Here is a 23,905-nt window from a genome sequence, read left to right on the forward strand (position 1 = left end):
GGCGGCGCTCGCGGGACTGACCCGTGACGCCGGGAGAACGAGGATGGGCACATGAGCGACTGGACTGCCTTCGGACGGGTGGACGCAGACGGCACCGTCTACGTGAAAACCGCTGAGGGCGAGCGGGTGGTCGGTTCCTGGCAGGCGGGTGCGCCGGAGGAGGGGCTGGCGCACTTCGCCCGCCGGTTCGCCGATCTGATCACCGAGGTGGGGCTGGCCGAGGCGAGACTGAACTCGGGCGCGGCTGATGCGAACCACTCGCTCAGCACAATCCGCCGGCTACGCGCCTCGCTGGCCGAAGCGCACGTCGTCGGCGACATCGACGGCCTCGCCAACCGGTTGGATCGGCTCGCCAACCTCGCGGAGGAGAAGGCCACCGAGGCTCGGGCCGCCCGCGACGCCGCCCGGAGCGAGGCCCTCGCCCGCAAGACCGCGCTGGTTGAGGAGGCCGAGAAGCTGGCCGCCGAGTCGACCGGCTGGAAGACGGCCGGCGACCGGCTCAAGGAGATCCTCGGGGAGTGGAAGTCGATCCGCGGGGTGGACCGGAAGACCGACGGTGAGCTGTGGAAGCGGTTCGCGGCGGCCCGGGATGGCTTCACCCGCCGCCGGGGCGCCCACTTCGCCTCGCTGGACGCGCAGCGGAAGCAGGCGCAGGCGATCAAGGAGGAGTTGGTCGTCGAGGCCGAGAAGCTCCAGGACTCGACCGAGTGGGCCCACACCGCCAGCCAGCTCAAGGAGCTGATGAACCAGTGGCGCGTCGCGCCCCGGGCGTCGAAAGAGGCCGAGCAGCGGCTCTGGGAGAAGTTCCGGGCCGCACAGGACGCGTTCTTCACCCGGCGCAGCGAGGTCTTCTCCGCCCGGGACAACGAGCAGCGGGCCAACCTGGAGCGCAAGCAGGCACTCCTGGCGGAGGCCGAGGCGCTGGACGTCGACGGTGACCCGAAGGGCGCGCAGGCGAAGCTCCGGGAGATCCAGGCGCAGTGGCACGAGGCCGGACGGGTGCCCCGGGAGGCGGCGGGGGGCCTGGAGCGTCGACTGCGCGCGGTCGACGACAAGGTTCGCGAGGTGATGGACTCCGCGTGGCGGCGCACCTCTCCGCAGGACAACCCCCTGCTCGCGCAGATGCGGGCGCAGGTCACCGAGGCCGAGGAGCGGCTGGCCCGGGCCAAGGCCGCCGGGGATGCCCGGCGGGTCCGCGACGCCGAGCAGGCCCTCAGTTCCAAGCGTCAGTTCCTCAGCCTGGCCGAGCAGTCCAGCTGATCCGTTAGGCCGCCCGCGGGCCCCGGTTCCTCGTGAACCGGGGCCCGCGGCGTGTTCAGCCCCGGGGCTGCGGGAGGCTCAGGGGATCAACCGCGCAGCGTCAGCCCCAGGGTCAGCGGGGGCAGGCCGACGAGGCCGCGGGGGGCGTCGGCGGCGGAGCGCCGACCGTGGGCAACCCGAGCGACACGCCAGCGGTACGGGATCGCTGCCCCGCCTCGGCCGCGTCGCCGGCCCGGGTACGCCGGTGCGCGAGCGGCTCACCGTCGGCGTTGAGGTGATGTGGGGCGGCGTAGGTGACCACGGTCTGCACGAGGTCGCCGGGGCGGATCTGCCCGGCGAGGCTGCCGGCGTCGAAGTGCACCAGCCGACCGTCGCGGGCCCGCCCGGACAGCCGGCCGGTGCGCTCGTCCTTGCGCCCCTCACCGACGGCCACCAACACCTCGACGGTCTTCCCCAGCAGCCGCCGGTTCTCCGCCCAGGTGATCTCCTCGACGCAGTCGATCAGCCGCTCGTAGCGCTCCTGCACCACCGCCTTCGGCAGCTGGTCGGCCATCGTCGCGGCAGGGGTGCCGGGGCGCTTGGAGTACTGGAAGGTGAACGCCGAGGAGAACCGCGCCGCCCGCACCACATCGAGGGTGCGTTCGAAGTCCGCCTCGGTCTCGCCGGGAAAGCCGACGATGATGTCCGTGGTGATCGCCGCGTCCGGCATCGCCGCCCGCACCTTCTCGATGATGCCCAGGAACCGCTCCGACCGGTACGAGCGTCGCATCGCCCGCAGCATGTCGTCGGAGCCGGACTGCAGCGGCATGTGCAGCGAGGGACAGACGTTCGGGGTTTCGGCCATCGCGGCGATCACGTCGTCGGTGAAGTCCTTCGGGTGCGGGCTGGTGAACCGCACCCGCTCCAGACCGTCGATGTCGCCGCAGGCCCGCAGCAGCTTGCCGAACGCGTACCGGTCGCCGAACTCGATGCCGTAGGAGTTGACGTTCTGCCCGAGCAGGGTCACCTCCAACACACCCTCGTCGACCAGGGCGCGTACCTCGGAGAGGATGTCGCCGGGGCGGCGGTCCTTCTCCTTGCCGCGCAGCGCCGGCACGATGCAGAACGTGCAGGTGTTGTTACAGCCAACCGAGATCGACACCCAACCCGCGTACGTTGACTCCCGACGGGTCGGCAGGGTGCTCGGAAAGACCTCGAGGGACTCCAGGATCTCCACCTCGGCGGCGGCGTTGTGCCGGGCCCGCTCCAGCAGCACCGGCAGCGACCCGATGTTGTGCGTGCCGAAGACCACGTCCACCCAGGGCGCCCGCCGGACGATCTCGCTGCGGTCCTTCTGCGCCAGGCAGCCACCCACCGCGATCTGCATCTCCGGGTGCTGGTTCTTGCGGGGACGCAGCTGACCGAGGTTGCCGTAGAGCCGGTTGTCAGCGTTCTCCCGCACGGCGCAGGTGTTGAAGACAACCACGTCCGGGGTGTCGTCGGCGGCCTCGGCCCGCAGGTAGCCGGCCTGCTCAAGGAGGCCGGAGATGCGCTCGGAGTCGTGCACGTTCATCTGGCAGCCGTAGGTGCGCACCTGGTAGGTGCGGGGGCTGCTCGCCGCTGCGGTAGTCATGACCACGACAGCCTATCCGGGCTGCCCGGATGGATCGGAATCGAGCTACCACTCACAGGTCGGGCAGAATCCCGGCTACCTGTTCGAGCACCTCCATGCTCGTGTCGAAGGGCGCCAACCCGGGGAACGGCACGACCAGGTCGGTGATTCCCACCCGGCGGTACGTGTCGACGGTCTCTCGAAACACGTCCAGGGAGGCGAGCGCCGGCGGCTCCCGGTTCACGTACATCAACAGCCGACGCAGGGTGGCCGGGTCACGGCCGACGGTCTCGCAGATGTCGGCCAGCTGACGTACCTGTCCCGCGACGTCGTCGGGTCGGGCCACCGGGGGAACGACCCCGTTACGCGGGGACCGGCCGTTGGTCACCCAGATCTCGCCGTGGCGCGCGGCGAGGGCCATGCCACGGGGACCGTAGGCGGCGATGGCCAGCGGAATGGGTACGGGCGGGGTGTCCACCGGCGTGATGGGCGCCTGTCGCGCCTGGTAGTACTTGCCGTCGGCGTCGGTGACGGCGTTGGACAGCAGCCGGGCCATCAACTCCACGAACTCGGCGAACCGCTCGGCGCGTTCGTTGGCGGTCCATTCCTGCTCCTGGCCGAGGGTGATGGCGTCGACTCCGCTCCCACCGGCACCGATGCCCAGGACGAAGCGCCCGCCGCTGAGGTCGTTGAGGGTGACGACCTCCTTGGCGTACGGCACCGGGTGGCGCAGGTTCGGCGACGAGACGAGCGTGCCGAACTGGATCCGACGGGTGACGACCGCCGCGGCGGCCAGGATCGGCACCGCCGAATACCACTCCTTACCGACCATGTCCTGCCAGCCGATGTGATCGTTCGTCCAGGCGTGGGCGAAGCCCAGCTCGTCGGCGGTTCGCCACATCTCCTCAGCCTGCGTCCAGGAAGCGGACGGCAGGATGAGTACTCCAACTCGCATGGTCAACAACCGGGACGGGTCGTCGGCGGAGCAAGCCTGAAGGTCCTCGACGTCCAGGCCGGCGCCGTCAAGCTGTCCCACCGGCCCGGACGGGCCGAGCAGGTACGGCTCGCGAGCTGCGGTAGTTGCACGACCCCAGCCTAGCGAGTCGCCCCACTTCGTGAGTGGGTCATCGTCTTCTCCGCGCGCGGGCCGCCGGCGGGCTCCGGGTCGGCCCGGTGTAACGCATCGCCAACACCGTGGGGCCCCCGCAGCCGCGCGGGTCAGGCGGCGGCGAGGGCGGGTAGCACCGAGTCCGGGGCCCAGCGGGAGCGGTGGCACCGGGACCAGCCGCGACAGCCCGGGTTGGCTTCGGTGCAGAGCCGTTGGCGGCTGAGCACCTCGCCGTCGTCGGTCTCCCGGACGTCGAAGTGCACCGGGCGGATCGTTCCGTCCGGCGCCACCAGCAGGTGCCGGGTCTCGTCGAGGGTGTCGTCCCGCAGTACACAGTTGCGGTCCAGCAGACGGGCCAGGGTCGCGACGCTGGGCAGCTCGGCGAGGGTGTCCGGCACGCCGTAACAGTCAACGATGGTGGCGAACTCTCCCGGCGCCTGCCAGATGTCACAGACCACGGCGTATCTCGGTAGGCGCGCCGGGTCGGCGACGGCCAGGGGCATCACCACCCGGCCGAGCGCCTCGGCCAGCGCTGGCCAGACCTCCGTCGGCCGCGCCTGGTCGATTCTCCAGTTCCACAGCTCGGTCATGCCGCCTCCTCGCTGCGATCGTCTCACCGGCCCCGGATCGGGCCTTACTGACGATGGTGGGGGGCATTTAACTCCAGTCGGGGGCAAGTTACCGGTCTGTGACCATTCCGGGCAAAATTCCCTCGAGTGATGGTGCGGTAACGAGCAAGAAGATGACACTTTATCGGGTATAGGGCGGCGCTCCGCCGTACGACACGGAGTAAACCGACCCCATGGGGGCCCACCGAGCGGTCAGAAAGCCGCCTCCCCAGCTCATCGCGGAAGGGTGTTACTGCTCCGTGACCATCTGAGCCACCCCACGCCACATCTCCCCGCCTAGAGTTTGCCAACCGGAGGTCATTCGGCCTCCCATCCGTGACGACAGGGACGGTGGACGACGTGACGACGAGCGAACCGCTCATCGTGCTGGAATCGGTCAACAAGTGGTTCGGGCCGTTGCACGTACTGGACAACGTCTCGCTGTCGGTCGGACGCGGCGAGGTCGTCGTGGTGATCGGGCCGTCCGGCTCCGGCAAGTCGACGCTCTGCCGCACCATCAACCGACTGGAGCCGATCACCTCCGGCACCATCACCTTCGACGGCCAGCCACTACCGGCCGAGGGCCGCGCCCTGGCCAAGCTGCGCAGCGAGGTCGGGATGGTGTTCCAGTCGTTCAACCTCTTCGCGCACAAGACCATCCTGGAGAACGTGACCCTCGGGCCGATCAAGGTGCGCCGGGAGAAGCCGGCGGCGGCCCGCGAACGCGGCCTGGCCCTGCTGGACCGGGTCGGCATCGCCAACCAGGCCGACAAGTTCCCGGCCCAGCTCTCCGGCGGTCAGCAGCAGCGGGTGGCGATCGCCCGGGCGTTGGCGATGCAGCCCAAGGCGATGCTCTTCGACGAGCCGACCAGCGCCCTCGACCCGGAGATGGTCGGCGAGGTGCTGGACGTGATGACCTCCCTGGCCCGCGAGGGCATGACGATGGTCGTGGTCACCCACGAGATGGGTTTCGCCCGACACGCGGCCAACCGGGTGGTCTTCATGGCCGACGGGCAACTCGTCGAGGACGCACCCCCGGCGGAGTTCTTCGCCAACCCGCGCAGCGAGCGGGCCAAGGACTTCCTTTCCAAGATCCTCACGCACTAAGCGTCCGTTGTGGGCGCGCCGCCCCGGCGCGCCCCGTCGAAGAAGGAGACAGATATGCGTACCAAGCGCACTGCGGTGCTCGCCGCGGTCGCCGCACTGGCGCTCGGCCTGACCGCATGTGGTGACGACGCTGGTGAGGAGACCGGCAACGCGGGCAGCGACAAGTCCTTCGCCGCCGGCAGCACCATGGAGCGCCTGAACGAGGCCCAGGCGATCACCATCGGCACCAAGTTCGACCAGCCGGGCTTCGGCCTCAAGGGCCTGTCCGGCCAGCCGGAAGGCTTCGACGTCGAGATCGCGAAGATCATCGCCGCGGAGCTGGGTATTCCCGAGGACAAGATCGAGTGGGTGGAGACTCCCTCAAAGGTCCGCGAGGACAAGATCGCCGATGGCAGCGTCGACATGATCGTCGCTACCTACACGATCAAGGACGAGCGCAAGGAGCGGGTCTCCTTCGCCGGCCCGTACTACGAGGCCGGCCAGAACATCATGGTGAAGAAGGACGACACCTCGATCACCGGTCCTGAGTCGTTCCAGGACGGCACGAAGAAGATCTGCTCGGTGACCGGCTCCACGCCGATCGAGGAGATCAAGAAGTACCTCAAGGATATCCCCTCCCAGCTGGTGCCGTTCGACACCTACGACAAGTGCCGGGACGCGCTCCAGAGTGGCCAGGTCGACGCCGTCACCACGGACAACGTGATCCTGCTCGGCTACATCGCGGACGACGAGGACGCCTTCAAGCTGGCCGGCGAGAACTTCACCAAGGAGCCCTACGGCATCGGGGTGAAGAAGGACGACACCGAGTTCCGCGACTTCATCAACGACATCCTGGAGAAGGCGTACGCCGACGGCAGCTGGCAGAAGGCCTGGGACGACACCGCCGGCACGTTCGGTGCCGAACTGGGCACCCCGCCGACCATCGTGCGCTACTGATCTGAGCCGGGCTGATCTGGAGGGTGGGGAGAGAGACCGACCGTGAGTGTACTCATCGACAAGTTCGACGTCTTCGCGAGTGGATTCTGGCTCACCCTCCAGATCTGTTTCCTCGCCGCGATCGGAGCCCTGATCCTGGGCTCCGTCGTGGCGGTGCTACGGATCTCCCCGGTTCCGCCGCTGCGGGCGCTCGGCACCGCCTACGTCAACACCTTCCGTAACCTGCCGCTGACCATCGTCATGTTCTTCGCCGCCTTCGGCCTCCCCGCGCTCGGTTCCAACGCGGACTTCCTCCGCATCCCCGGGCTCGACATCGTGTTCAGCCGGCTCGGCACCGACCTGCCATACTTTCGCTTCGCGCTGATCGCCCTGGTGCTCTACACCGCGGCCTTCGTCTGCGAGGCGCTGCGCTCCGGCGTGAACGCGGTGCCCGCCGGCCAGGCGGAGGCGGCCCGGTCCCTCGGGCTGACCTTCATCCAAAACCTGCGGCACGTGGTGCTGCCGCAGTCGTGGACGGCGTCGGTCGTTCCACTCGGGTCCGTGATCATCGCGATGATCAAAAATTCGGCGCTGATCGGCTTCTTCGGTGTCATCGGCGACCTGTCCCAGACCGCGGACCAACTCACCTCAGCTGGGGGCGAACCCTTCATTCCAGTCGCCATCGGCATCTCGATCGGATATCTGATCATGACTGTACCTCTGGGCGCACTCCTGGACCGGGTCGAACGGCGGCAGGCGGTGGCTCGATGACCCAGCAGAGCAGCGTCCTCTACGACGTTCCCGGGCCACGGCAGCGCCGAATCACCCTGTTCGGCAGCGTCGCCGCCCTCATCGGGCTGCTGGTGGGCGCGTACTTCCTGATCTACCAGCCGCTGGATGAGACCGGCCAGTTCTCGATGGAACTGTGGGGTCCGTTGATCGACCCTGGGAACGAGAACTTCGCCCTGGTCTGGGAACGACTCGGCGTCGGCATCAGGAACACCCTCATCGCGGCGGCGCTGGCCATCGTCACCTCGCTGGTGGTCGGCACCCTGCTGGCGGTGCTGCGGATCCAGCTCAAAGGCCTGGCCCAACGCCGCTACGCCGGGCTCGCCCCGCAACTGGCCTACCTGCTGCGCGGGCTGAACCTCACGCTGTCGGTCGTCACCCGCTTCTGCGTCGAGGTCTTCCGAGGTCTCCCCGTCGTCATCACGATCTTCTTCGTGGCGCGTGGGTTTCCCGAGTTCGGCATCACCTTCGACAATCTCTGGTACCTGGTCATCGGCCTCACCATCTACAACTCCGTGGTGATCGCCGAGATCCTCCGCTCCGGCATGCAGGGCCTCGCCGGCGGGCAGGCCGAGGCCGCCGCCGCGATTGGTCTCGCCCCGCTGCAGACCACCCGGATGATCCTGCTTCCGCAGGCATTCCGGATCATGCTTCCCGCGCTGATCAGCCAGCTCGTGGTGGTCCTGAAGGACACCTCGCTCGGTTTCATCATCAGCTATGAGGAGACGCTCAACATCGGCAAGCAGATCATCGGTGTGTTGGACAACCCCATCCAGGTCTACACCGTGCTCGCCGTGCTGTTCATCGCCGTGAACTACTCGCTGTCGAAGCTGGCCCAGGCCGTCCAGCGGCGGCTCTCCCGCGGCCGGCGGGCCGCCGACACGCCAGCACAGCCGCCGGCCGCCGCCCTCGCCTCCCAGGCGAGAATCTCCGAGGCTAACGGCGACAGTTAGTCGATCCCCGCGCGACGGCCGACCCGGCCACTCCGGGGCCGGCCGTCGCGCGGTCCAAGCCAGTAGGCGCAGCGCAGGCCAGGAGACGCCGAGCAGGCCAGGGGACACACCAGCTTCGGCCGCGCCCGGCTGCCACAGCCGGTGGCGCACCTGGCACAACACTGGCGCGGCCGGCGCGCCACACAGTCAGCGGGCGATCTCGGTGACCCGGGACTCGCGGACCACGGTGACCCGGATCTGCCCCGGATAGGTCAGCTCCTCCTCGATCTGCTTAGCCACGTCCCGGGCCAGCACGGAGGCGCTGATGTCGTCCACGTCGTCCGGCCGGACCATCACCCGGACCTCCCGGCCCGCCTGCATCGCGAAGACCCGCTCCACGCCGAGCTTGCCCCCCGCGATCTCCTCGATCCGCTCCAGCCGCCGCACGTACGCCTCCAGGCTCTCCCGGCGGGCCCCCGGCCGCCCCCCGGAGCAGGCATCCGAGGCCTGGGTGAGCACCGCCTCAACGGTCTGCGGCGGCACCTCGTTGTGGTGCGCCTCGATGGCGTGCACGACGTCCTCGCTCTCGCCGTACTTGCGGGCGACATCGGCACCGACGATGGCGTGGCTGCCCTCGACCTCGTGGGTGAGCGCCTTGCCGATGTCGTGCAGAAACGCGCACCGCTTGATCGTCGGCACGTCCAACCGCAGCTCAGCGGCCATAATGCCGGCGATGTGGGCGCTCTCGACGAGGTGTTTGAGCACGTTCTGCCCGTACGAGGTGCGATAGCGCAGCCGGCCCAGCAGGCCGACCAACTCGGGGTGGATCTCGGTGATGCCAACCTCGACCAGGGCATCCTCGGCGGCGCGCTGACAGAGCTGCGCCACCTCCTGCCGGGCCAGGTCGTGCACCTCCTCGATCCGGTGCGGATGGATACGCCCGTCCAGGACGAGCTTCTCCAGGGTGAGCCGGCCGACCTCCCGACGCACTGGGTCGAAGCAGGAGAGCAGCACCGCCTCGGGGGTGTCGTCAATGATCAGGTTGACTCCGGTGACCGATTCGAAGGTGCGGATGTTGCGCCCCTCCCGACCGATGATCCGGCCCTTCATCTCGTCGCCCGGCAGGTGCAGCACGCTGACCACGCTCTCCGCGGTCTGCTCGCTGGCCACCCGCTGGATCGCGTCAACCACGATGTGCCGGGCGCGCTCCTCGCCCGTGCTACGCGCCTCGGCCTCAATGTCCCGGACGAGCAGCGCGGCCTCCCGCTTGGCCTGCGCCTCGATCGCCTCGACCAACTCGCCGCGGGCCGCCTCCGCGGTGAGCCCTGCGACCCGCTCCAGCTCGCGGCGTCGCTGCTGCTCGGCCTGCTCCAGCTCCCGGTCCCGCTCGGCGAGCGCCGACTCCCGGGCCTCCAGGGCCGCGTTGGCGGCGCTGAGCTGCCGATCCCGCTCGGCGAGCCGCTCGACCTCCTCGGTGTGCAGCCGCTCCCGGTCGTCCATCCGGGCGGCCCGCCGCTCCACCTCAGCCGCCTGTTCCCGGGTGGTCACGGCGAGGACGGCGGCCTCCCGTTCTCCGCTGCGCCGGGCGGCGGTCCGTAGCTGTTCGGCTTCGGCCTCGGCCTGCTTGTGCACCCGTTCCAGGAGGGTGTCGGCTTCGGCGCGGGCACCGTCGAGCACCCGCCGGGCTTCGGCGCGGGCCGCCTTGGCCTCGGCGCGGGCGGCGGCGGCTTCGGTGCGGGCCGCGGCGGCGGCGGACTTCGCCGCGTCGATGGTGCTGTTCGCCTCGTCGGCGGCCGACCGCAGCGCGGCGAGGGATTGTTCCTGGCGGTCTTTCTCCGCGATGAAGGCCGGGTCCTCGGGCCGCGAGGTGCCGGCGATGCCGCGGACGGCCCGGACACCCATCAGCACCGCACCGACCACGATGACGGTGAGCAGCAGGACGGCCACGAGGAGGACCGCGTCGAGCCCGTTCATGGTGAACTTCCTGTCGACCCCTGCCGCCTCGCCATCGCGCGCCTCCCCTTGACCGTCGCGCCGCCGGCAACGTGCGGTGGGCGCGCTCCCGCGGCTCTGGACGCCCGACCGGAGCGGCTGACCGAAAGGGGAGCCCTCCCGTCGGCGGTGCCGCGGCGGCACTGCCGACGGCAGCTGCAGTTGTCGCGTCGGCTCCGGACCGGCCGGGTCCGGAGCTGACACAGGGCCAACGAATCGGCCGAAAGTGATGCGGTTCTGTTACACGATCTATGTTGTGCGCTTTGCCTGCGCTGGTCGGGCAATGTGAGCCTTATGGCGAGGCTAGGTCCCCGGAGCCGGTCCGGTCAAGGAAACCATGATCAATGCATCCGAACGGAGCGGATTTACAGCGTTACGCAATGCTGATCAATGATCGGGTGAAAGCGCACAAAAAGGAGGTAATCGTCTCTGGCCGACATGGCTGTGACCAAGCGGCCACGTAAGCCCTTGGTCAGGGATCGACCTCGGTGTCGCTGAGCGCCTCAGCGTCGATCTGCTCCGCGAACTCGGCCGCTTCGGCGCTCTGCGCCGCGAGGGCCTCCTTCACCGCCCGAATCGCCACCCCCGGCGAATAGCCCTTGCGGGCCAACATGCCGACCAGTCGCCGAAACACCGCGTCCGGCTCCCCCCGGGCGGCACGCAGCTTCCGCTCCGCCAGGGCACGGGCCGTCTCTGCCTCGGTCTCGTCGTCCAGCTCGCCGAGCGCGGCCTTCGCCACATCACCATCGACGCCACGCTGGCGCAGCTCGGTGGCGAGGGCGCGGCGGGCGAGGCCACGGCCGGCGTGCCGGCTGGAGACCCAGGCCCGCGCGAAGGCCGCATCATCGATCATGCCGACCTCGTCGTAGCGGTCGAGGACCGCGGTGGCGACCTCCGCCGAGATGCCCCGCCGTGTCAGCGCCCGGGCCAGCTCGGCCCGGGTACGCGGACGCACGGCGAGCTGCCGCAGGCAGACCTCCCGCGCCAGCTCGGCCTCGTCCGTGGGCGAGGCCGAGCTGGTCGCGGCGTCGGCGTTACGTCGGCCACGGCGGGGGGCAGCCGCCGCGGTGGCGTCACCCGTGCGCGGCGGGCTGGCATCCCACCCCCGCCCCGTACGGGCCCGTCGTGACGGCACCGGTATCCTGCTCAGAAGTCGACCGGCGGCAACTCCGGACCGCCAGCGGCGTCACCCGTGCCGGCACCGACGCCGAGCTTCTCCAGGATCTTCTTCTCGATCTCGACGGCCACGTCCGGGTTCTCCCGAAGGAACTCGCGGGCCTTCTCCTTGCCTTGGCCGAGCTGGTCGCCCTCGTAGGTGTACCACGCACCGGACTTCCGGATGATCGCCTGCTCGACGCCCACGTCGATCAGTGACCCCTCGCGGGAGATTCCCTTGCCGTACATGATGTCGAACTCGGCCTGCTTGAACGGCGCGGCCACCTTGTTCTTCACGACCTTGACCCGGGTGCGGTTACCGACCACGTCGGTGCCGTCCTTGAGGCTCTCGATGCGGCGCACATCGAGCCGGACCGAGGCGTAGAACTTCAGCGCCCGCCCACCGGTGGTGGTCTCGGGGCTGCCGAACATGACGCCGATCTTCTCGCGGAGCTGGTTGATGAAGACCGCCGTCGTGCCGGTGTGACTGAGCACACCGGTCATCTTGCGCAGGGCCTGGCTCATCAGCCGGGCCTGGAGACCCACATGGCTGTCACCCATCTCACCCTCGATCTCGGCGCGCGGCACCAGCGCGGCCACCGAGTCGATGACGATGATGTCGAGCGCACCGGAGCGGACCAGCATGTCCGCGATCTCCAGGGCCTGCTCGCCGGTGTCCGGCTGGGAGACCAGCAGGGCGTCGGTGTCAACGCCGAGGGCCCGGGCGTATTCCGGGTCGAGGGCGTGCTCGGCGTCAACGAAGGCGGCAATGCCGCCGGAGCGCTGGGCGTTGGCCACCGCGTGCAGTGCCACCGTCGTCTTACCGCTGCTCTCCGGGCCGTAGACCTCAATGACCCGCCCCCGGGGCAGGCCGCCCACGCCGAGGGCCACATCCAACGCGATGGACCCGGTCGGAACCACCGCGGTCTGCACGACCGGGCGCTCCCCCAGTCGCATCACCGAACCTTTGCCGAACTGTTTATCGATCTGAGCGAGAGCAAGGTCGAGTGCCCTCTCCCGATCAGGCACTGCCGCCATCGTCGCCACCCCTGCCTTCGCCGACTTCGCTGAGCTTCGCGTCACGCGGACACGCTAGGCGCATGGTCCGACAGAACACCAGCGACCATGCCGCGAGCTGTGGATAAGCTCCTCGCTGTGGACAATAGCCGAACAGGTGTACGAGCAGCGGCGCGACCCGCGAACGTAACGAAATGACTGCTCAACGGAGCCGCGCCGGCACCCGGTCCGGGTACGCGGCGACCACCGCACGCCACACGACGTGGGTCTCCTCCCCCGCAGCGAGCGCCTGCTCGATCGTCCGCTCGCCGAGGGGCGCCAGGACCTGGTCGCTGGCGATGCTGGCCGCGTAGCCCGGCCCGAACGTCTCCTCCAGCCGCGCCCAAAAGTCGGTCAGCCGCACGTGTCATCCTCCCGGTCGGGCGCCCCCGGTGGGCCCTCGACGTAACGCTAACGCCACCAACGGCACCACCACGATCGCCGCCAGCAGGGTGAGCACCGGATAGCCGGCCGCCCGCATGACGAACCCGCTGACCGCGGCGGCGCCGGCGCCGGCGAGCCCCATGGTCAGATCGGAGAAGCCCTGCACACTCGGCCGCACCGATGCCGGCACCGACTCCGACAGCAGGGTGGAGCCGCCCACCATGGTGCCGGACCAACCCAACCCGAGCAGGACCAGACCCACCGAGAGCTGCGGCGTGTGGTGGCCGGCGGTGCCGGCGACGGCGCACGCGGCGAGCAGCAGCCCAACCCCGCCGAGGATGACCGCCGGCCGGCCGAGCCGGTCGGCGAGCCAGCCCACCAGCGGGGACAGCGCGTACATGCCGGCGATGTGCAGGCTCAGCACGATCCCGACCACCCGTAGGACGTCCGCGTCGCCATGCGACTCGCCGAGCCGTACCGGGGTCATCGACATCACCGCCACCATCACCGCGTGCCCGACCGCCACCGCCGCGACGCCGAGCCGGGCCGCCGGGCGGTCGCGGACCACCTGCCAGGCCGCCCGCATCCCCGCGCCACGCCGGGCCGCCGGGCGCGGGGGCGTCATGGGCTCGGCCTCCGGATGCGGAGGCGTCATGGGCTCGGCCGCCGGACGCGAGGGCGTCGTGGACTCGGCCGCCGGGCGCGGGGGCGTCATGGACTCAGCCACCGACAGTCGCCGCGCGGTGCGCAGCGGGTCGGGCCGAAGCAGTGCGAAGAGCACGCCGGCGGCCAGCACGAAGGCGACGGCGCTGAAGGCGAACGGGCCGGCCAGTGGCGGCAGCCCCCACCCGCCGGCGACCGCGTCGGCGAGCCCCGCGAAGTTCGGGGCGGCCACCGCCCCGATGGTGGTGGCCCAGACGATCAGGGCGAGCTGCCGGCCCCGACGCGCCGGCTCGGCGAGGTCCACCGCGGCGTACCGGGCTTGGAGGTTCGCGGCGGTGCCGCCCCCGAACAGCAGACTGCCGAGGAAGAGCAGCGGCACGATTCGGGTGACCGCGGCGAGTACCACCAGCGCCGCGCCGACCGCGCCGACCAGATAGGCGACGACCAGCCCTGGACGACGCCCGTGCCCGTTCGTGATCCGGGTGATCGGGATGGCGAGCAGCGCGGCACCCACCACAGTGGCGCTCTGGGTTAGGCCGGCGACCGCGGTGCCGGCGATCCGGGCTGCGAGCAGCGCCCCGACCGCGATCCCGATGGTGACACCGATGCCACCAATGATCTGGGTGCCGAACAGCAGCCCCAGGGTTCGGCGTTGGATCGGCGCCACATCCGACCGGATCCGGGCCGGCGCGGTCAGCTCGGTAGTCACAGACGACTCCCGCAGGTAAGGGGTGAACGGCACACCTATCCTTGCGCATCCCGCCCAACCGACACCGCTGGGACCCGCCGGCGACCCACCGCCAGCACCCCAACCCGGCTAGCCCGGGATGATCACCGGCTGGGCGCGGGAGACCACATCCGCCAGGCTGTCGCGGGCGTCGGATATCGGGAGTTCGGCGGCGGGCTCACTCATGAGCCTTGCGTACAACTCGCACAAGTCGTACGGGTCAATCAGTGAGCCCGCCGATCCGCCGGCAGCGGCACAGCCGGCGACCCTCCACCTCGTCTAGCGCACGCCGTCCGGGTCAGGTGGCCTTGAGAGCGGCCTGGGCGTCGGCCGGCGGGTGCCCGTCGGGCGTCTCCTCGGTCACGGGGGACGCCTCCAGGTCGACCCGGGGCATGAGCCGGTCCAACCAGCGGGGGAACCACCAGTTGGCGCGGCCGAGCAGCACCATGATCCCCGGCACCAGGAACCCACGGACGACCACCGCGTCGAGCAGCACCGCCACGCCGAGCCCCACCCCGAACATCTTGATCAGCGGGTTGTCCTGGCCGGCGAAGCTGATGAAGACGCTGAACATGATCAACGCTGCCGCGGTGACGACGCGTCCCGCCGAGCCGAGCCCGGTCACCACCGCACGCCGGTTGTCCCGGACCGCGTGCCACCGCTCGGCGATCGACGAGACCAGGAAGACCTCGTAGTCCATCGACAGCCCGAACAGGATCGCGAAGAGGATCAGCGGGATGTAGCTCTCGATCGGCACCGGCCCGTCCAGCCCGAGCAGCCCCGTGAGGTGCCCCTCGGCGAAGGCGAAGGTGAGGATGCCGTACGCGGCGCCCACGGAGAGCAGGTTCATCAGCGCGGCGGTCAGCGGAATCACGAAGGAGCGGAACAGGACGACCAGCAGCAGCACGCTCAGCGCGATCACCACCGCCAACACCAGCGGCAGCCGCTCCGCCACCTGATCGGTGAAGTCAATCTTCGCGGCGGTCTGGCCGCCGACGTGTAGCTGCGTACCGTCGGTTGCCAGCGGCGGCAGGATCTCCTCGCGCAACTCGGTGACGAGGTCACCGGTGGTCGGGTCGCTGGGCGCGGTCGTCGGCACCACCTGCCAGAGCGCGCCACTGCCGTCGGTGGAGACCCGCGGCCCCTGGACGGACTGCACGCCGGGCACGTCCGCCAGGGCGGAGCTGAGGGCGGCGGCCTGCCGCTGCACCGTGGCCGGGTCGGTCTGGGCGGCGTCGCCCAGGTCGGCGACGACCAGCAGCGGCCCGTTCACGCCCGGGCCGAACGCCGACTCCAGCAGGTCGTAGCTCTGCCGGGTGGGCGTACCGACCGGGTCGTGGCCACCGTCCTGCTGGCCGAGCTCCAGGTCCGCCACCGGCGCGATGAAGACCGCCAGCACCATCAGCGAGCCGACCACTGCCAGCCACGGCCGCCGGGCCGTCCCCTCGCCGATCCGGTGCCACCAGCCCGCCTTCGGTGTCTTCTTCGAGCGACGCCGTGGCAGCGCCCCGGCGTCGAGTCGCGAGCCGACGGCCCCGAGAACGGCCGGCAGCACGCCGACCGCGGCCACCACCGACAGCCCGACCGCTACGGCGGCGGTCCACCCCAGCGCGGTCAGCAGCGGCAGCCCGGCCAGCAGCAGGCCGCCCAGGCCGACGGCGACGGTGGCGCCGGCGAAGAGCACCGCCGCGCCCGCGGTGGCCACCGCGACCCCCAACGCCCGCTCGTGTGACTGCCCCTCCTGCCGGGCCGTGCGGTACCGCACGACGATGAAGAGCGCGTAGTCGATGCCGACGCCGAGCGAGATCATGCTCGCCACCGTCGTCGCGATATCCGGGATCGCTCCTACCTGGCTGAGCAGCCCGATGCCGGCGAGCCCGAGCACCAGCCCGACCAGCGCGGAGAGCAGGGGTAGGGCCATCGCCGCGGCCGCGCCGAGGGCCACCAGCAGGACGACGGCGGCCACGGCCAGACCGATCAACTCGCTGCGGTGCCCCGGACCGCCGGCCGCCGCCTGGGCGAGCTGACCCCCGGGGAGCACCTCCAGCCCGGCGTCCACAGCCGGGCTGGCGGCGGCCAACACGCGGTCGGCCTCCTGCTCGCTGAGGGCGGCGGATGGCACGTCGAAGTAGACCTGCGCGTACGCGGTGTGCCCGTCGGCGCTGATCCGCGGCGCGGGCTGGCCGGGCTCCTGCGGGAATGGGGGCACCACCTGCGTCACCCCATCCACATCTCGCACCGCCAGCAGCGAGGCCTCGATCGCCGCCCGCCCCTCGGGCGAGGTGACCGAGGAGTCCGCGTCGTGGAATACCAGGGTGCCGTTGCCGAGCGCGGAGGCCGGGAAGACCGCATTCTGGATCTCCTGCGCGCGGCTGCTGTCGCTGCCCGGAATGGTGATGGCGTCGTCGATGCTGGTGCCCACCGTCACCCACGCGCCCACTACGGCCGCGGCCACCAGGAGCCAGGCGGTGAGCAGCTGCCAGGGCCGGCGGGCAGCCAGCCGGCCGTACGAATACAGGGCGTTACGCAAGGAAACCTCCGAAGGGAGTGGGGTGGGCCTCGGTCACTGGATCGAGGGGTGTCACGCGCGGCAGTCGCCCGCGGCGGCGGACGTGAGCTCGTTGGTGTCAAGGTTGGCATGCAGGGTCAGGCCGTCGGGGCCGGCGGCGACGCGGTCGGGCACCAGACCACTCGGGAGGCCCGGCAGGGCGACCTGGCGCGGCTCCAGCTGCCCCGCGAGCTCCGGATCGCGTCCGCCGAGAATCGGGGCGACCAGGTCCACCGGCAGCTGCTGCCCGGCCACCTCGACCGTGGCCGGGGTGAGTACCAGCTCCTCGCCGGCCACCGCGAGGTCCATCAGCACGCGAAGGTCACCGCCCAAGACCACGCCCGGCCGGACCACGGCGAGTTGGTCACCGGCGTTCTCGAACCGCTGCTGGCCCGCTTCGGCGCCGGGCAGCTGGTCGTACGGCAGGGTCACCGTCGCCTCGGCGCCGGCGACGTCCACCGGTTCGTCCGAGAACGGCCGGGCGTGCACGTCGCGCAGGGAGAGCTGAAGATCGGTAGGCCCGGCCGCAGTGTCGATGGCGCCCTGCACGGTCACGGTGCCCAGGTCCCCGGTCAGTAGCCGCGGGGCGATGAGCGGGCCGGGCAGCGAGGTGGTCAGCTCGGCACCGTCGAGCCGACAGCCGACCGCCGCGGACACCCGCCGTTCGACCGCGGCGGCGAGGAACCGGTCGGCGCCATAGCCCAGCACCAGCGCGACGACGACCAGCACCAGCGGCAACCGCAGCCGGCGGGCCAGCGAGCGGTCGGTACGGCGGGATCTGGTCCGGCTCCCGGCGGAGGTCCGGCGCGGTCGGCGGGCCTTGGTCGACAGATCAGTCCGGCTCATGCCCCAAGGCAAACGCACCGACCTGCCGGTCCCCTCCGGCGCACCTTCCCGTTTGCTGACGATCCGGATCGGGCGACTCGAACCCGGCTCCACCCGGGGCATTCAGCGGACGATCCGTCGGGTCTTCAGCAAACCGTCAGCCGTTCGGCAGGCGATTGGCAGGTTCCCGATACCCGCGCCGGAGATACTGACGCCATGGCCGGACCAACAGGACGTTCCGCCCGGCAACCACGGCCGGGGTCAACCGCCGAGCTGAGCTCGGTCTGGCGAGCCCGCGTGCTCGTGGTGGACGACGAGCCGGCGCTGGCCGAGCTGCTGCTGCGCACGCTACGGGTCGCCGGGTTCGACGCCCGGTCCGCCGGCTCCCGGGCCGAGGCGCTGGCGGTCGCCGGTGAGCTGGCTCCGGAGCTGGCGATCGTGGACGTGATGCTGCCCGACGGCTCTGGCTTCGACCTGGTCCACGACCTGCGCCGCGGGTTCCCGGAGCTCGCGGTGGTCTTCCTGACCGCGAAGGACTCGCTGGAGGACCGACTCACCGGGCTGAACCTCGGCGGCGACGACTACATCACCAAGCCGTTCAGCGTGGCGGAGGTGGTCGCCCGGGTGAACGCGGTGCTGCGCCGCCTCGGTGGGCGGCCCAGCGCGGCCAACCGGCTCACCGTCGCCGACCTGGAACTCGACGAGGACGCGCACACGGTCACCCGCGCGGGTATGCCGGTCGAGCTGTCGCCGACCGAGTTCCGGTTGCTGCGGCACCTGCTGGAAAACGCTGGCCGGGTCCTGTCCAAGCAGCAGATCCTCGCCCAGGTCTGGCAGTACGACTTCCCCGGTGACCCGGGGGTGGTGGAGAAGTTCGTCAGCCAGCTCCGCCGCAAAATCGACGTCTCGGATCCGCCGTTGCTGCACACGGTGCGCGGCTTCGGCTACGTCCTGCGAGAACCGCCCGAATGAGGTGGCCGGCCGTGCGGAGCCTCCGCGGCCGGCTGCTGGTGGGCACGGTCGCGCTGCTGGTGGTCGGGCTGCTCGCCGCCGATGTCACCGCCTACCTGGCGTTGCGTCGGTTCCTCGACGAACGGGTCGACAACACCATCGAGCTGGTCCTCGACCGGGGTTTGGCGCGGGCCCGCCTCGCCGGGCCGGCCCTGCCCACCGCCGGGATGGAACAGCTCGTGCCCGCCAACGCCTACCTGGCCCTCTACGACGCCGAGGGCAACCTGGTGCTGGCCCGGCTGCCGCTGCAGCACGGTGGCGCACGGCCACCCGTGGTGCCGCCGGTCAACGAGTTGCCGGCGCACCCGGTGACCATCGGTGATGATCCGGAGACGGCACTGCGGGTGCGCCGCGAGCTGCTTTCCCCCGAGCAGGCCCTCCCGTTGGAGATCAACGGGCAGGTCCGTCCGGTGACCGGACTGGTGGTCGGGGTGACCCTGGCGGACAATGCGGCGACGCTGCGCCGGCTGGTCCTGGTCCAGGTGGCCGCGGGGCTGCTCATCGTCGTCCTGGGGGTGGCGCTGGCCCGGCTGGTGCTCACCACCGGGCTCCGACCGCTGCGCGCCGTGGCGGACACCGCCCGGGAGATCGGCCGCGGCGACCTGCGCCGACGCGTACCCGTGGGCGACCCGCGCACCGAGATCGGCAGCGTCGCCACCGCGCTGAACGAGGCATTCGACCAGCGTGAACGCAGCGAGGGGCTGACCCGGACCTTCGTCGCCGACGCCTCACACGAGCTGCGTACGCCGCTGAGCGCGGTGCACGGCTGGGCCGACCTCTACCTCAACGACGGAATCACCGACTGGGACGGCGTGGACGAGGCGATGCGCCGGATCCGCACCGAGAGCACCCGGATGGGCGCCCTCGTCGAGCAGCTACTCACCCTGGCCCGGCTGGACGCGCACCAACCCCTGGCACACGACGAGGTCGACCTGGGCCGCGTCTGCGCCGACGTGCTGGACAGTCTCCGGGTCACCGCCACCCACCATCGGCTCACTCTCGCCGTAGCGGAGCGGGTGACCGTCACCGGGGACGCGACCGCGCTCCGCCAGGTGGTGCAGAACCTGGTCGGCAACGCGGTTCGGCACACCCCACCCGGCACGGCGGTCGAGGTCCGCGTCCACCACGACGACAAGGACGCCGTTCTCGTCGTGCAGGATGAGGGACCCGGGCTCGACGCCCAGGGGCTGACGCACGCCTTCGACCGATTCTGGCGCGCCGACCCCGGGCGGTCCGCACCCGGCGGCACCGGACTGGGCCTGGCCATCGTCCGGGACATCGTCGAAGCGCACGGCGGCACCGCGGCACTGGACTCGACACCCGGGCAGGGACTAACAGTCACCGTACGACTGCCAGTCGTTGCTGCCTGATCGGCCCGGGATCAAGAACAGCCAGGTCTGGGCCAGCAGGTGGCTCGTAAGTCAGGGCGCCTAGCCAGCCGCGCAAGCTTCCTTGAGCTGCTTGTGGGCAGCGCTGAATTCCGCCGTACTTGACGCCTCTTCCGGCCCCTTCTCCCAGGCTTCGGCGAGGTCACCCATCGCGATCACGAGATTGTTGATGGCGTGACTGACCTGGTCACTACTGGTGAAGGAATGATCGTAAATCCCCCCTACCCCGACCGCATAACCCAGGCTCACATCAAGGTGCCCGTCCGGCGGGCCAACCTTCTCCGCCTCGGCGACCCTCTTCAGGGTGGCGGTGATGCTCTCCTCCACCGCGGCGCACGCGGCCTTGGTGGCAGCATCGGAATCCGCCTCGGCGGTTGGCGCCGACGATGTCACTGTGGTGGAGGCAGCGGGCCCCGTTGGTTGCGCCGCCGACGACGGGCCATCGCCGGGGGCACACCCGAACATGAAGATCATCCCCGTGGCTACTGGGGCCAGCAGGATGCGTCGCGCTGAAATCAAGGTGCTCTCCTCATCTCCGCTGCAGCCGTCGTACTCTAGCTACTGGAGACGACGGCACCGCCACCGCAGCCGGCGGTTGAGCCCACTCCGCGCAGCGTCGAGGGCAGCTGCTGCGACTGCTGGCACCGACTGAACCCCAACCGGGCTACGGCCGGGTTGGGGTTCAGTGTTTACGGAGTGGTCGGGGCTGCCCGTGGGCGGGGTCAGGGCTGCCCGGGGAGTTGGGCGACGAACGCCCGCCACGCCGCTGGACCGAAGACCAACGCCGGACCGGTCGGGTCCTTGGAGTCCCGGACACCCACGACGCCGGGAAGATTGCCGGCAACCTCGACACAGTCGCCGCCGTTGTTGCCGCTCTTACTGCTCTTGCGCCACTGCGCACCGATCAGGTCCATGAACATGCCGCTTCCCTGAGCAGGTCTCGGGACTGCGCCCGGGAGAGAGCCTCCCCGCGGATGCGTTCCCACCGTCGACTCAGCGTAGCAATATCTGTGACGCCATCGACCAGTTGCGCCTTCGCCTGACTGTCCACATGGGCCACCACTGTGCCCTTCTCCAACTCGGCGAGGGTGAACGGACCGCCGAGACCGGGGTGCATACCGGCCGAGAGCGGCACGACATGGATCGACACGTTCGGTAACTCCGCGGAGGCCGCCAACTGCTCGCACTGCTCCCGCATCAACCCCCGGTCGCCATAGGCGGACCGGCGAAGGATCAGCTCGTCCAGCACCGCGATGAACATCAGCGCGCGGTCCCGGCGCAGGATCGCCTGTCGCTTGATCCGCACATCGACCAGCTCCTCGACCGCCTCGGGGCTGAGCGCCTCGCCGGCGAGGGTCGCCCGGGCGTACGCCGCGGTCTGCAGCAGGCCCGGCACCCACGCAAGTTGAAACGCGCGAAGCGACACCGCCTCGCGTTCAATGTCGGCCCACGGACGGAACCAGGCTGGCTCGCGTCGCCGCACCGCGTCCGGCCACAGGTCCTCCACTTCCCGCTTGAGGATCGCGGCCACCTTCGCGCGGTGCCGGGTCTGGGGAATCCGTCCACGGCTCGCCCACTTCGCGGCCGTCTTCGGGTCCACACCGATCTGAGCTGCGAGGCTTTCGGCGGTCTCACCCGCCTCCGCCATCGCCGCGATGACTGCGTGGTTCATGCTCCAACCTCCCTCAAACGTTCCAGACGTCCCAGAAACCTAGTACTACGCGGTGTGTTGGCCCCACAACTGTCGGAAAACTGCCCGTAGACGGCGTGAGCCGGTGGCGGCCCAACCCGCCGGAGGCGCTGCCGGACCGCCCCACCACCGGGAGGGGGGTGATGGGGCGGTCCATTCCACAACCAACAACCACCACACCCGGGAGGCGAGCCGTGCCAACGACCACCACCGCGCCAGCACCACTCCTACCGCGGCGGACGCGCCGCGCCGCGCTCGTCGACGCGATCAACCCCGGCCACCCGGTGGCTGTCTCCGACGTGGAGTGGGAGCGGCTGCTCTCCGGCGGCCTGGCGGTCGGCCGGGCCCGGGTCGTCCACACCGTTCCCGGTGACGACATCCTCGCCGCGGTGCTCGCGGGGCTACGGAGACTGTGATGGCCGACGACAACCCGACCGCCGACCAACCAACACACCGCGACCAGCCCGCGCACCCCGACCAGCCGGCGCATCCCGATCAGACCACGCAACCCAAGCAGCCGGCGCATCTTGACCGGCCGGCGCACACCGACCGACGCGTGTACCGCGACCCGCACGGGTCGCCGCCGCTGCCCGACGGCGACCGGGTGCGGCCGAGCACGCCGACCACACCCCCGCCGCCAGCCACTAACGATCACCAGGTGATCGCGGCGCTCATCCTGGTGATCGTCGTGGCCGCCATCGCGCTCCGGGTGCTGTGATGACGAGCAGCCCGAGGCCCCCACAACCGAATCCGGGCGACCCGGCCGCTGACCGACCACACCTGCCGATGCGCCCGCTGTGAGGATGCGGCAGCTGCCAGGCAGAGTGGCCCTGCCCGGCAGCCCAACACGCCCTGCCGGCCGAATACCGCAACGACCGCACCGCGCTGCAGGTCTACCTGGGCGCGCTCATGGCCGAAGCGGCCGAGCAGCTAGCCCAGGTCCAGACCCACCCGGCAGCCGACCTGTACCGCCGCTTCCTGCGGTGGGTTTAGCGCTGCTGCACAAGGTCGAACTGGAAGTAGTCGATGTTGAAGTTCTGGTACGCCGCCTCGTCCATCCGCACCGTGAACTCGTGCGCACCCTGAAGCAGGATGTGATAATCCTCGATCTCCCGCAGCTCGAAGGCGTTGTGCGAGGTCGTGCCCACCACATTGAACGGGCCAATCGTCGACTGGTCACCGAAGGTCATCGTGAACCGTCCCGACGGGAAGTACGGCGACGACATCCGGGCGCTCACTCGATACAGGCCCGACTCCGGCACCTCGACGTAGTACTTGACCCACTCACCACCGCGAATCCAGCACATCACTATCGCGCCCTGGTTGTCGCAGATGTCCACGCCCTCGTCGGGGCGGGCCACCGTACCGCCCCGGTTCTCGTCATCCAGGTCGTGGTAGCCGATCCCCTTACCCTCATCCGAGTAGTCCTCGGCCTGCACCTGAACCGTGCCCGCCGGCAACGACGGCCACTGGCTGTCGCGATTGGCCAACCAGCTGACCAACTGCTCCGGGTTGTCAGTCTGGATCATGTTTGCCTGGTGCTGATTTACCACCGCACCCCAGCCCTGCGCCGGGTCCCGCAACGACGTCTCATCGGTGTAGCGAGCAGCCTGGCCGTACCACAACGTGTTCATCCAGATCCGCGCGTGCGACCCCGCAGCCGCCAACGCCGACGGCTGCACCTGCGGATCAGTGAGCTGGTCAAAACCAATCTCATACGCCTGTGGAGCACGACCGGTGAAGGCACCGATCTCGTCCACGTTGTCGTCGTCCACCTTGTGGATGTAGAGAATCTCGGGGTCGGAGTTAAGGAACGCCTGCGCGTCCACCAGCGACGCCGGCCCCTTGAAGATGCCGTGATCAAGCGTGTCCGTCTCGACCAGGACGTCATACACCTCGTCCCGAATCTCCCACGCCTTGTCCAGGTTGACCATGGCGCGGCCCTTCACCTGCGCCATCGCCTCGGCCAACGTCGGCACCCGCTCCTGGGTCAACGGCGCCTGACTCCCACCCAGACCCCTTTTCAACCGCAGCTGCTTCACCTCGGCCAACGTCAACTCCGACACCGCACCCGTACCGTCCGTCGTCCGATCCACCGTGCTGTCATACATCAACACCAGATGCCCATCAGCCGTACGCCGCACATCGATCTCCAC

General features: G+C 70.2%; 22 protein-coding genes and 2 pseudogenes. 10 read left to right on the forward strand and 14 right to left on the reverse strand.

What is annotated here, in order from left to right:
• The first annotated feature begins 51 nt into the window (after positions 1–51).
• The gene (locus K228_RS0116695) at positions 52–1,260 is read left to right on the forward strand and encodes a DUF349 domain-containing protein (protein WP_025619465.1); all 1,209 of its coding nucleotides are present in this window, start codon (positions 52–54) and stop codon (positions 1,258–1,260) included.
• 112 nt (positions 1,261–1,372) lie between these two features.
• Here K228_RS0116695 and miaB read toward each other — a convergent pair whose 3' ends face one another.
• From miaB to K228_RS0116710, 3 genes are all read right to left on the reverse strand, one after another.
• Entirely contained in the window at positions 1,373–2,872 is a 1,500-nt protein-coding gene (miaB, locus tag K228_RS0116700; RefSeq protein WP_029723664.1) for a tRNA (N6-isopentenyl adenosine(37)-C2)-methylthiotransferase MiaB, read from the reverse strand.
• Between the two features lie 52 nt (positions 2,873–2,924).
• Positions 2,925–3,806, reverse strand: coding sequence for an LLM class flavin-dependent oxidoreductase (locus tag K228_RS0116705; protein WP_025619467.1), 882 nt, complete (start codon positions 3,804–3,806; stop codon positions 2,925–2,927).
• Positions 3,807–4,069: 263 nt separating this feature from the next.
• Entirely contained in the window at positions 4,070–4,549 is a 480-nt protein-coding gene (locus K228_RS0116710) for a hypothetical protein (protein WP_025619468.1), read from the reverse strand.
• A 369-nt stretch (positions 4,550–4,918) separates the two neighbouring features.
• Here K228_RS0116710 and K228_RS0116715 point away from each other — a divergent pair, with 369 nt between their 5' ends.
• Genes K228_RS0116715 through K228_RS0116730 form a run of 4 tightly spaced genes read left to right on the forward strand, consistent with a single transcriptional unit; the run spans position 4,919 to position 8,331 of the window.
• Complete coding sequence (locus K228_RS0116715) at positions 4,919–5,674, forward strand: amino acid ABC transporter ATP-binding protein (protein ID WP_025619469.1); 756 nt, start codon at positions 4,919–4,921, stop codon at positions 5,672–5,674.
• Positions 5,675–5,728: 54 nt separating this feature from the next.
• Entirely contained in the window at positions 5,729–6,610 is an 882-nt protein-coding gene (locus K228_RS0116720; protein WP_025619470.1) for a glutamate ABC transporter substrate-binding protein, read from the forward strand.
• Between the two features lie 42 nt (positions 6,611–6,652).
• Entirely contained in the window at positions 6,653–7,360 is a 708-nt protein-coding gene (locus K228_RS0116725; protein ID WP_018253565.1) for an amino acid ABC transporter permease, read from the forward strand.
• Complete coding sequence (locus tag K228_RS0116730) at positions 7,357–8,331, forward strand: amino acid ABC transporter permease (RefSeq protein WP_025619471.1); 975 nt, start codon at positions 7,357–7,359, stop codon at positions 8,329–8,331. The genes K228_RS0116725 and K228_RS0116730 overlap by 4 nt, the downstream gene beginning before the upstream one ends.
• Before the next feature lie 186 nt (positions 8,332–8,517).
• Here the strand turns inward: K228_RS0116730 and rny are convergent, their stop codons facing one another.
• The 7 genes and pseudogenes from rny to K228_RS0116770 form a co-directional block, all read right to left on the reverse strand.
• Entirely contained in the window at positions 8,518–10,284 is a 1,767-nt protein-coding gene (gene rny / locus K228_RS0116735) for a ribonuclease Y (protein WP_025619472.1), read from the reverse strand.
• A 490-nt stretch (positions 10,285–10,774) separates the two neighbouring features.
• A complete protein-coding gene (locus tag K228_RS0116740; RefSeq protein ID WP_025619473.1) occupies positions 10,775–11,437 on the reverse strand; it encodes a regulatory protein RecX in 663 nt (220 codons plus the stop codon).
• A gap of 11 nt (positions 11,438–11,448) precedes the next feature.
• Positions 11,449–12,495, reverse strand: a complete 1,047-nt coding sequence (gene recA / locus K228_RS0116745; protein WP_029723666.1) for a recombinase RecA — start codon at positions 12,493–12,495, stop codon at positions 11,449–11,451.
• 181 nt (positions 12,496–12,676) lie between these two features.
• Positions 12,677–12,877, reverse strand: a complete 201-nt coding sequence (locus tag K228_RS0116750) for a DUF3046 domain-containing protein (protein ID WP_018253570.1) — start codon at positions 12,875–12,877, stop codon at positions 12,677–12,679.
• Positions 12,868–14,269 (reverse strand): annotated as a pseudogene (locus K228_RS25750) (MFS transporter). The gene K228_RS0116750 and the pseudogene K228_RS25750 overlap by 10 nt, the downstream one beginning before the upstream one ends.
• Before the next feature lie 316 nt (positions 14,270–14,585).
• Positions 14,586–16,817 carry an MMPL family transporter gene (locus K228_RS0116765; RefSeq protein ID WP_025619475.1) on the reverse strand — a complete coding sequence of 744 codons (2,232 nt, stop codon included), beginning with the start codon at positions 16,815–16,817 and terminating at the stop codon, positions 14,586–14,588.
• Between the two features lie 51 nt (positions 16,818–16,868).
• Complete coding sequence (locus tag K228_RS0116770) at positions 16,869–17,681, reverse strand: LmeA family phospholipid-binding protein (RefSeq protein WP_080671618.1); 813 nt, start codon at positions 17,679–17,681, stop codon at positions 16,869–16,871.
• 195 nt (positions 17,682–17,876) lie between these two features.
• Here K228_RS0116770 and K228_RS0116775 point away from each other — a divergent pair, with 195 nt between their 5' ends.
• Complete coding sequence (locus tag K228_RS0116775) at positions 17,877–18,632, forward strand: response regulator transcription factor (protein WP_025619477.1); 756 nt, start codon at positions 17,877–17,879, stop codon at positions 18,630–18,632.
• A complete protein-coding gene (locus K228_RS0116780) occupies positions 18,629–20,041 on the forward strand; it encodes a sensor histidine kinase (protein WP_025619478.1) in 1,413 nt (470 codons plus the stop codon). The genes K228_RS0116775 and K228_RS0116780 overlap by 4 nt, the downstream gene beginning before the upstream one ends.
• A 60-nt stretch (positions 20,042–20,101) precedes the next feature.
• Here K228_RS0116780 and K228_RS0116785 read toward each other — a convergent pair whose 3' ends face one another.
• The 3 genes from K228_RS0116785 to K228_RS0116795 form a co-directional block, all read right to left on the reverse strand.
• Positions 20,102–20,533 carry a hypothetical protein gene (locus K228_RS0116785; protein ID WP_025619479.1) on the reverse strand — a complete coding sequence of 144 codons (432 nt, stop codon included), beginning with the start codon at positions 20,531–20,533 and terminating at the stop codon, positions 20,102–20,104.
• 248 nt (positions 20,534–20,781) lie between these two features.
• Entirely contained in the window at positions 20,782–20,973 is a 192-nt protein-coding gene (locus K228_RS0116790; protein ID WP_018800740.1) for a DUF397 domain-containing protein, read from the reverse strand.
• Positions 20,964–21,731 (reverse strand): DUF5753 domain-containing protein, encoded by a 768-nt coding sequence (locus K228_RS0116795; protein ID WP_025619480.1) that lies wholly within the window; start codon positions 21,729–21,731, stop codon positions 20,964–20,966. Before K228_RS0116795 ends, K228_RS0116790 begins: the two co-directional genes overlap by 10 nt.
• A gap of 212 nt (positions 21,732–21,943) precedes the next feature.
• Here K228_RS0116795 and K228_RS0116800 point away from each other — a divergent pair, with 212 nt between their 5' ends.
• The 3 genes and pseudogenes from K228_RS0116800 (at position 21,944) to K228_RS27335 (ending at position 22,742) form a co-directional block, all read left to right on the forward strand.
• Positions 21,944–22,165: a hypothetical protein gene (locus K228_RS0116800; RefSeq protein WP_025619481.1), complete on the forward strand. Its 222-nt coding sequence runs from the start codon at positions 21,944–21,946 to the stop codon at positions 22,163–22,165.
• The gene (locus K228_RS0116805) at positions 22,165–22,467 is read left to right on the forward strand and encodes a hypothetical protein (RefSeq protein WP_025619482.1); all 303 of its coding nucleotides are present in this window, start codon (positions 22,165–22,167) and stop codon (positions 22,465–22,467) included. The genes K228_RS0116800 and K228_RS0116805 overlap by 1 nt, the downstream gene beginning before the upstream one ends.
• Positions 22,467–22,742: pseudogene (locus tag K228_RS27335) on the forward strand (flavin reductase). The gene K228_RS0116805 and the pseudogene K228_RS27335 overlap by 1 nt, the downstream one beginning before the upstream one ends.
• On the opposite strand, the gene K228_RS0116815 reads toward K228_RS27335, so the two are convergent.
• Positions 22,739–23,905, reverse strand: a 1,167-nt coding sequence (locus K228_RS0116815) for a glycerophosphodiester phosphodiesterase family protein (RefSeq protein WP_029723667.1), incomplete at its 5' end; no start/stop codon positions are given. The pseudogene K228_RS27335 and the gene K228_RS0116815 sit on opposite strands and share 4 nt — an antisense overlap.

The organism is Salinispora cortesiana, from assembly GCF_000484695.1.
Lineage (GTDB): Bacteria > Actinomycetota > Actinomycetes > Mycobacteriales > Micromonosporaceae > Micromonospora > Micromonospora cortesiana.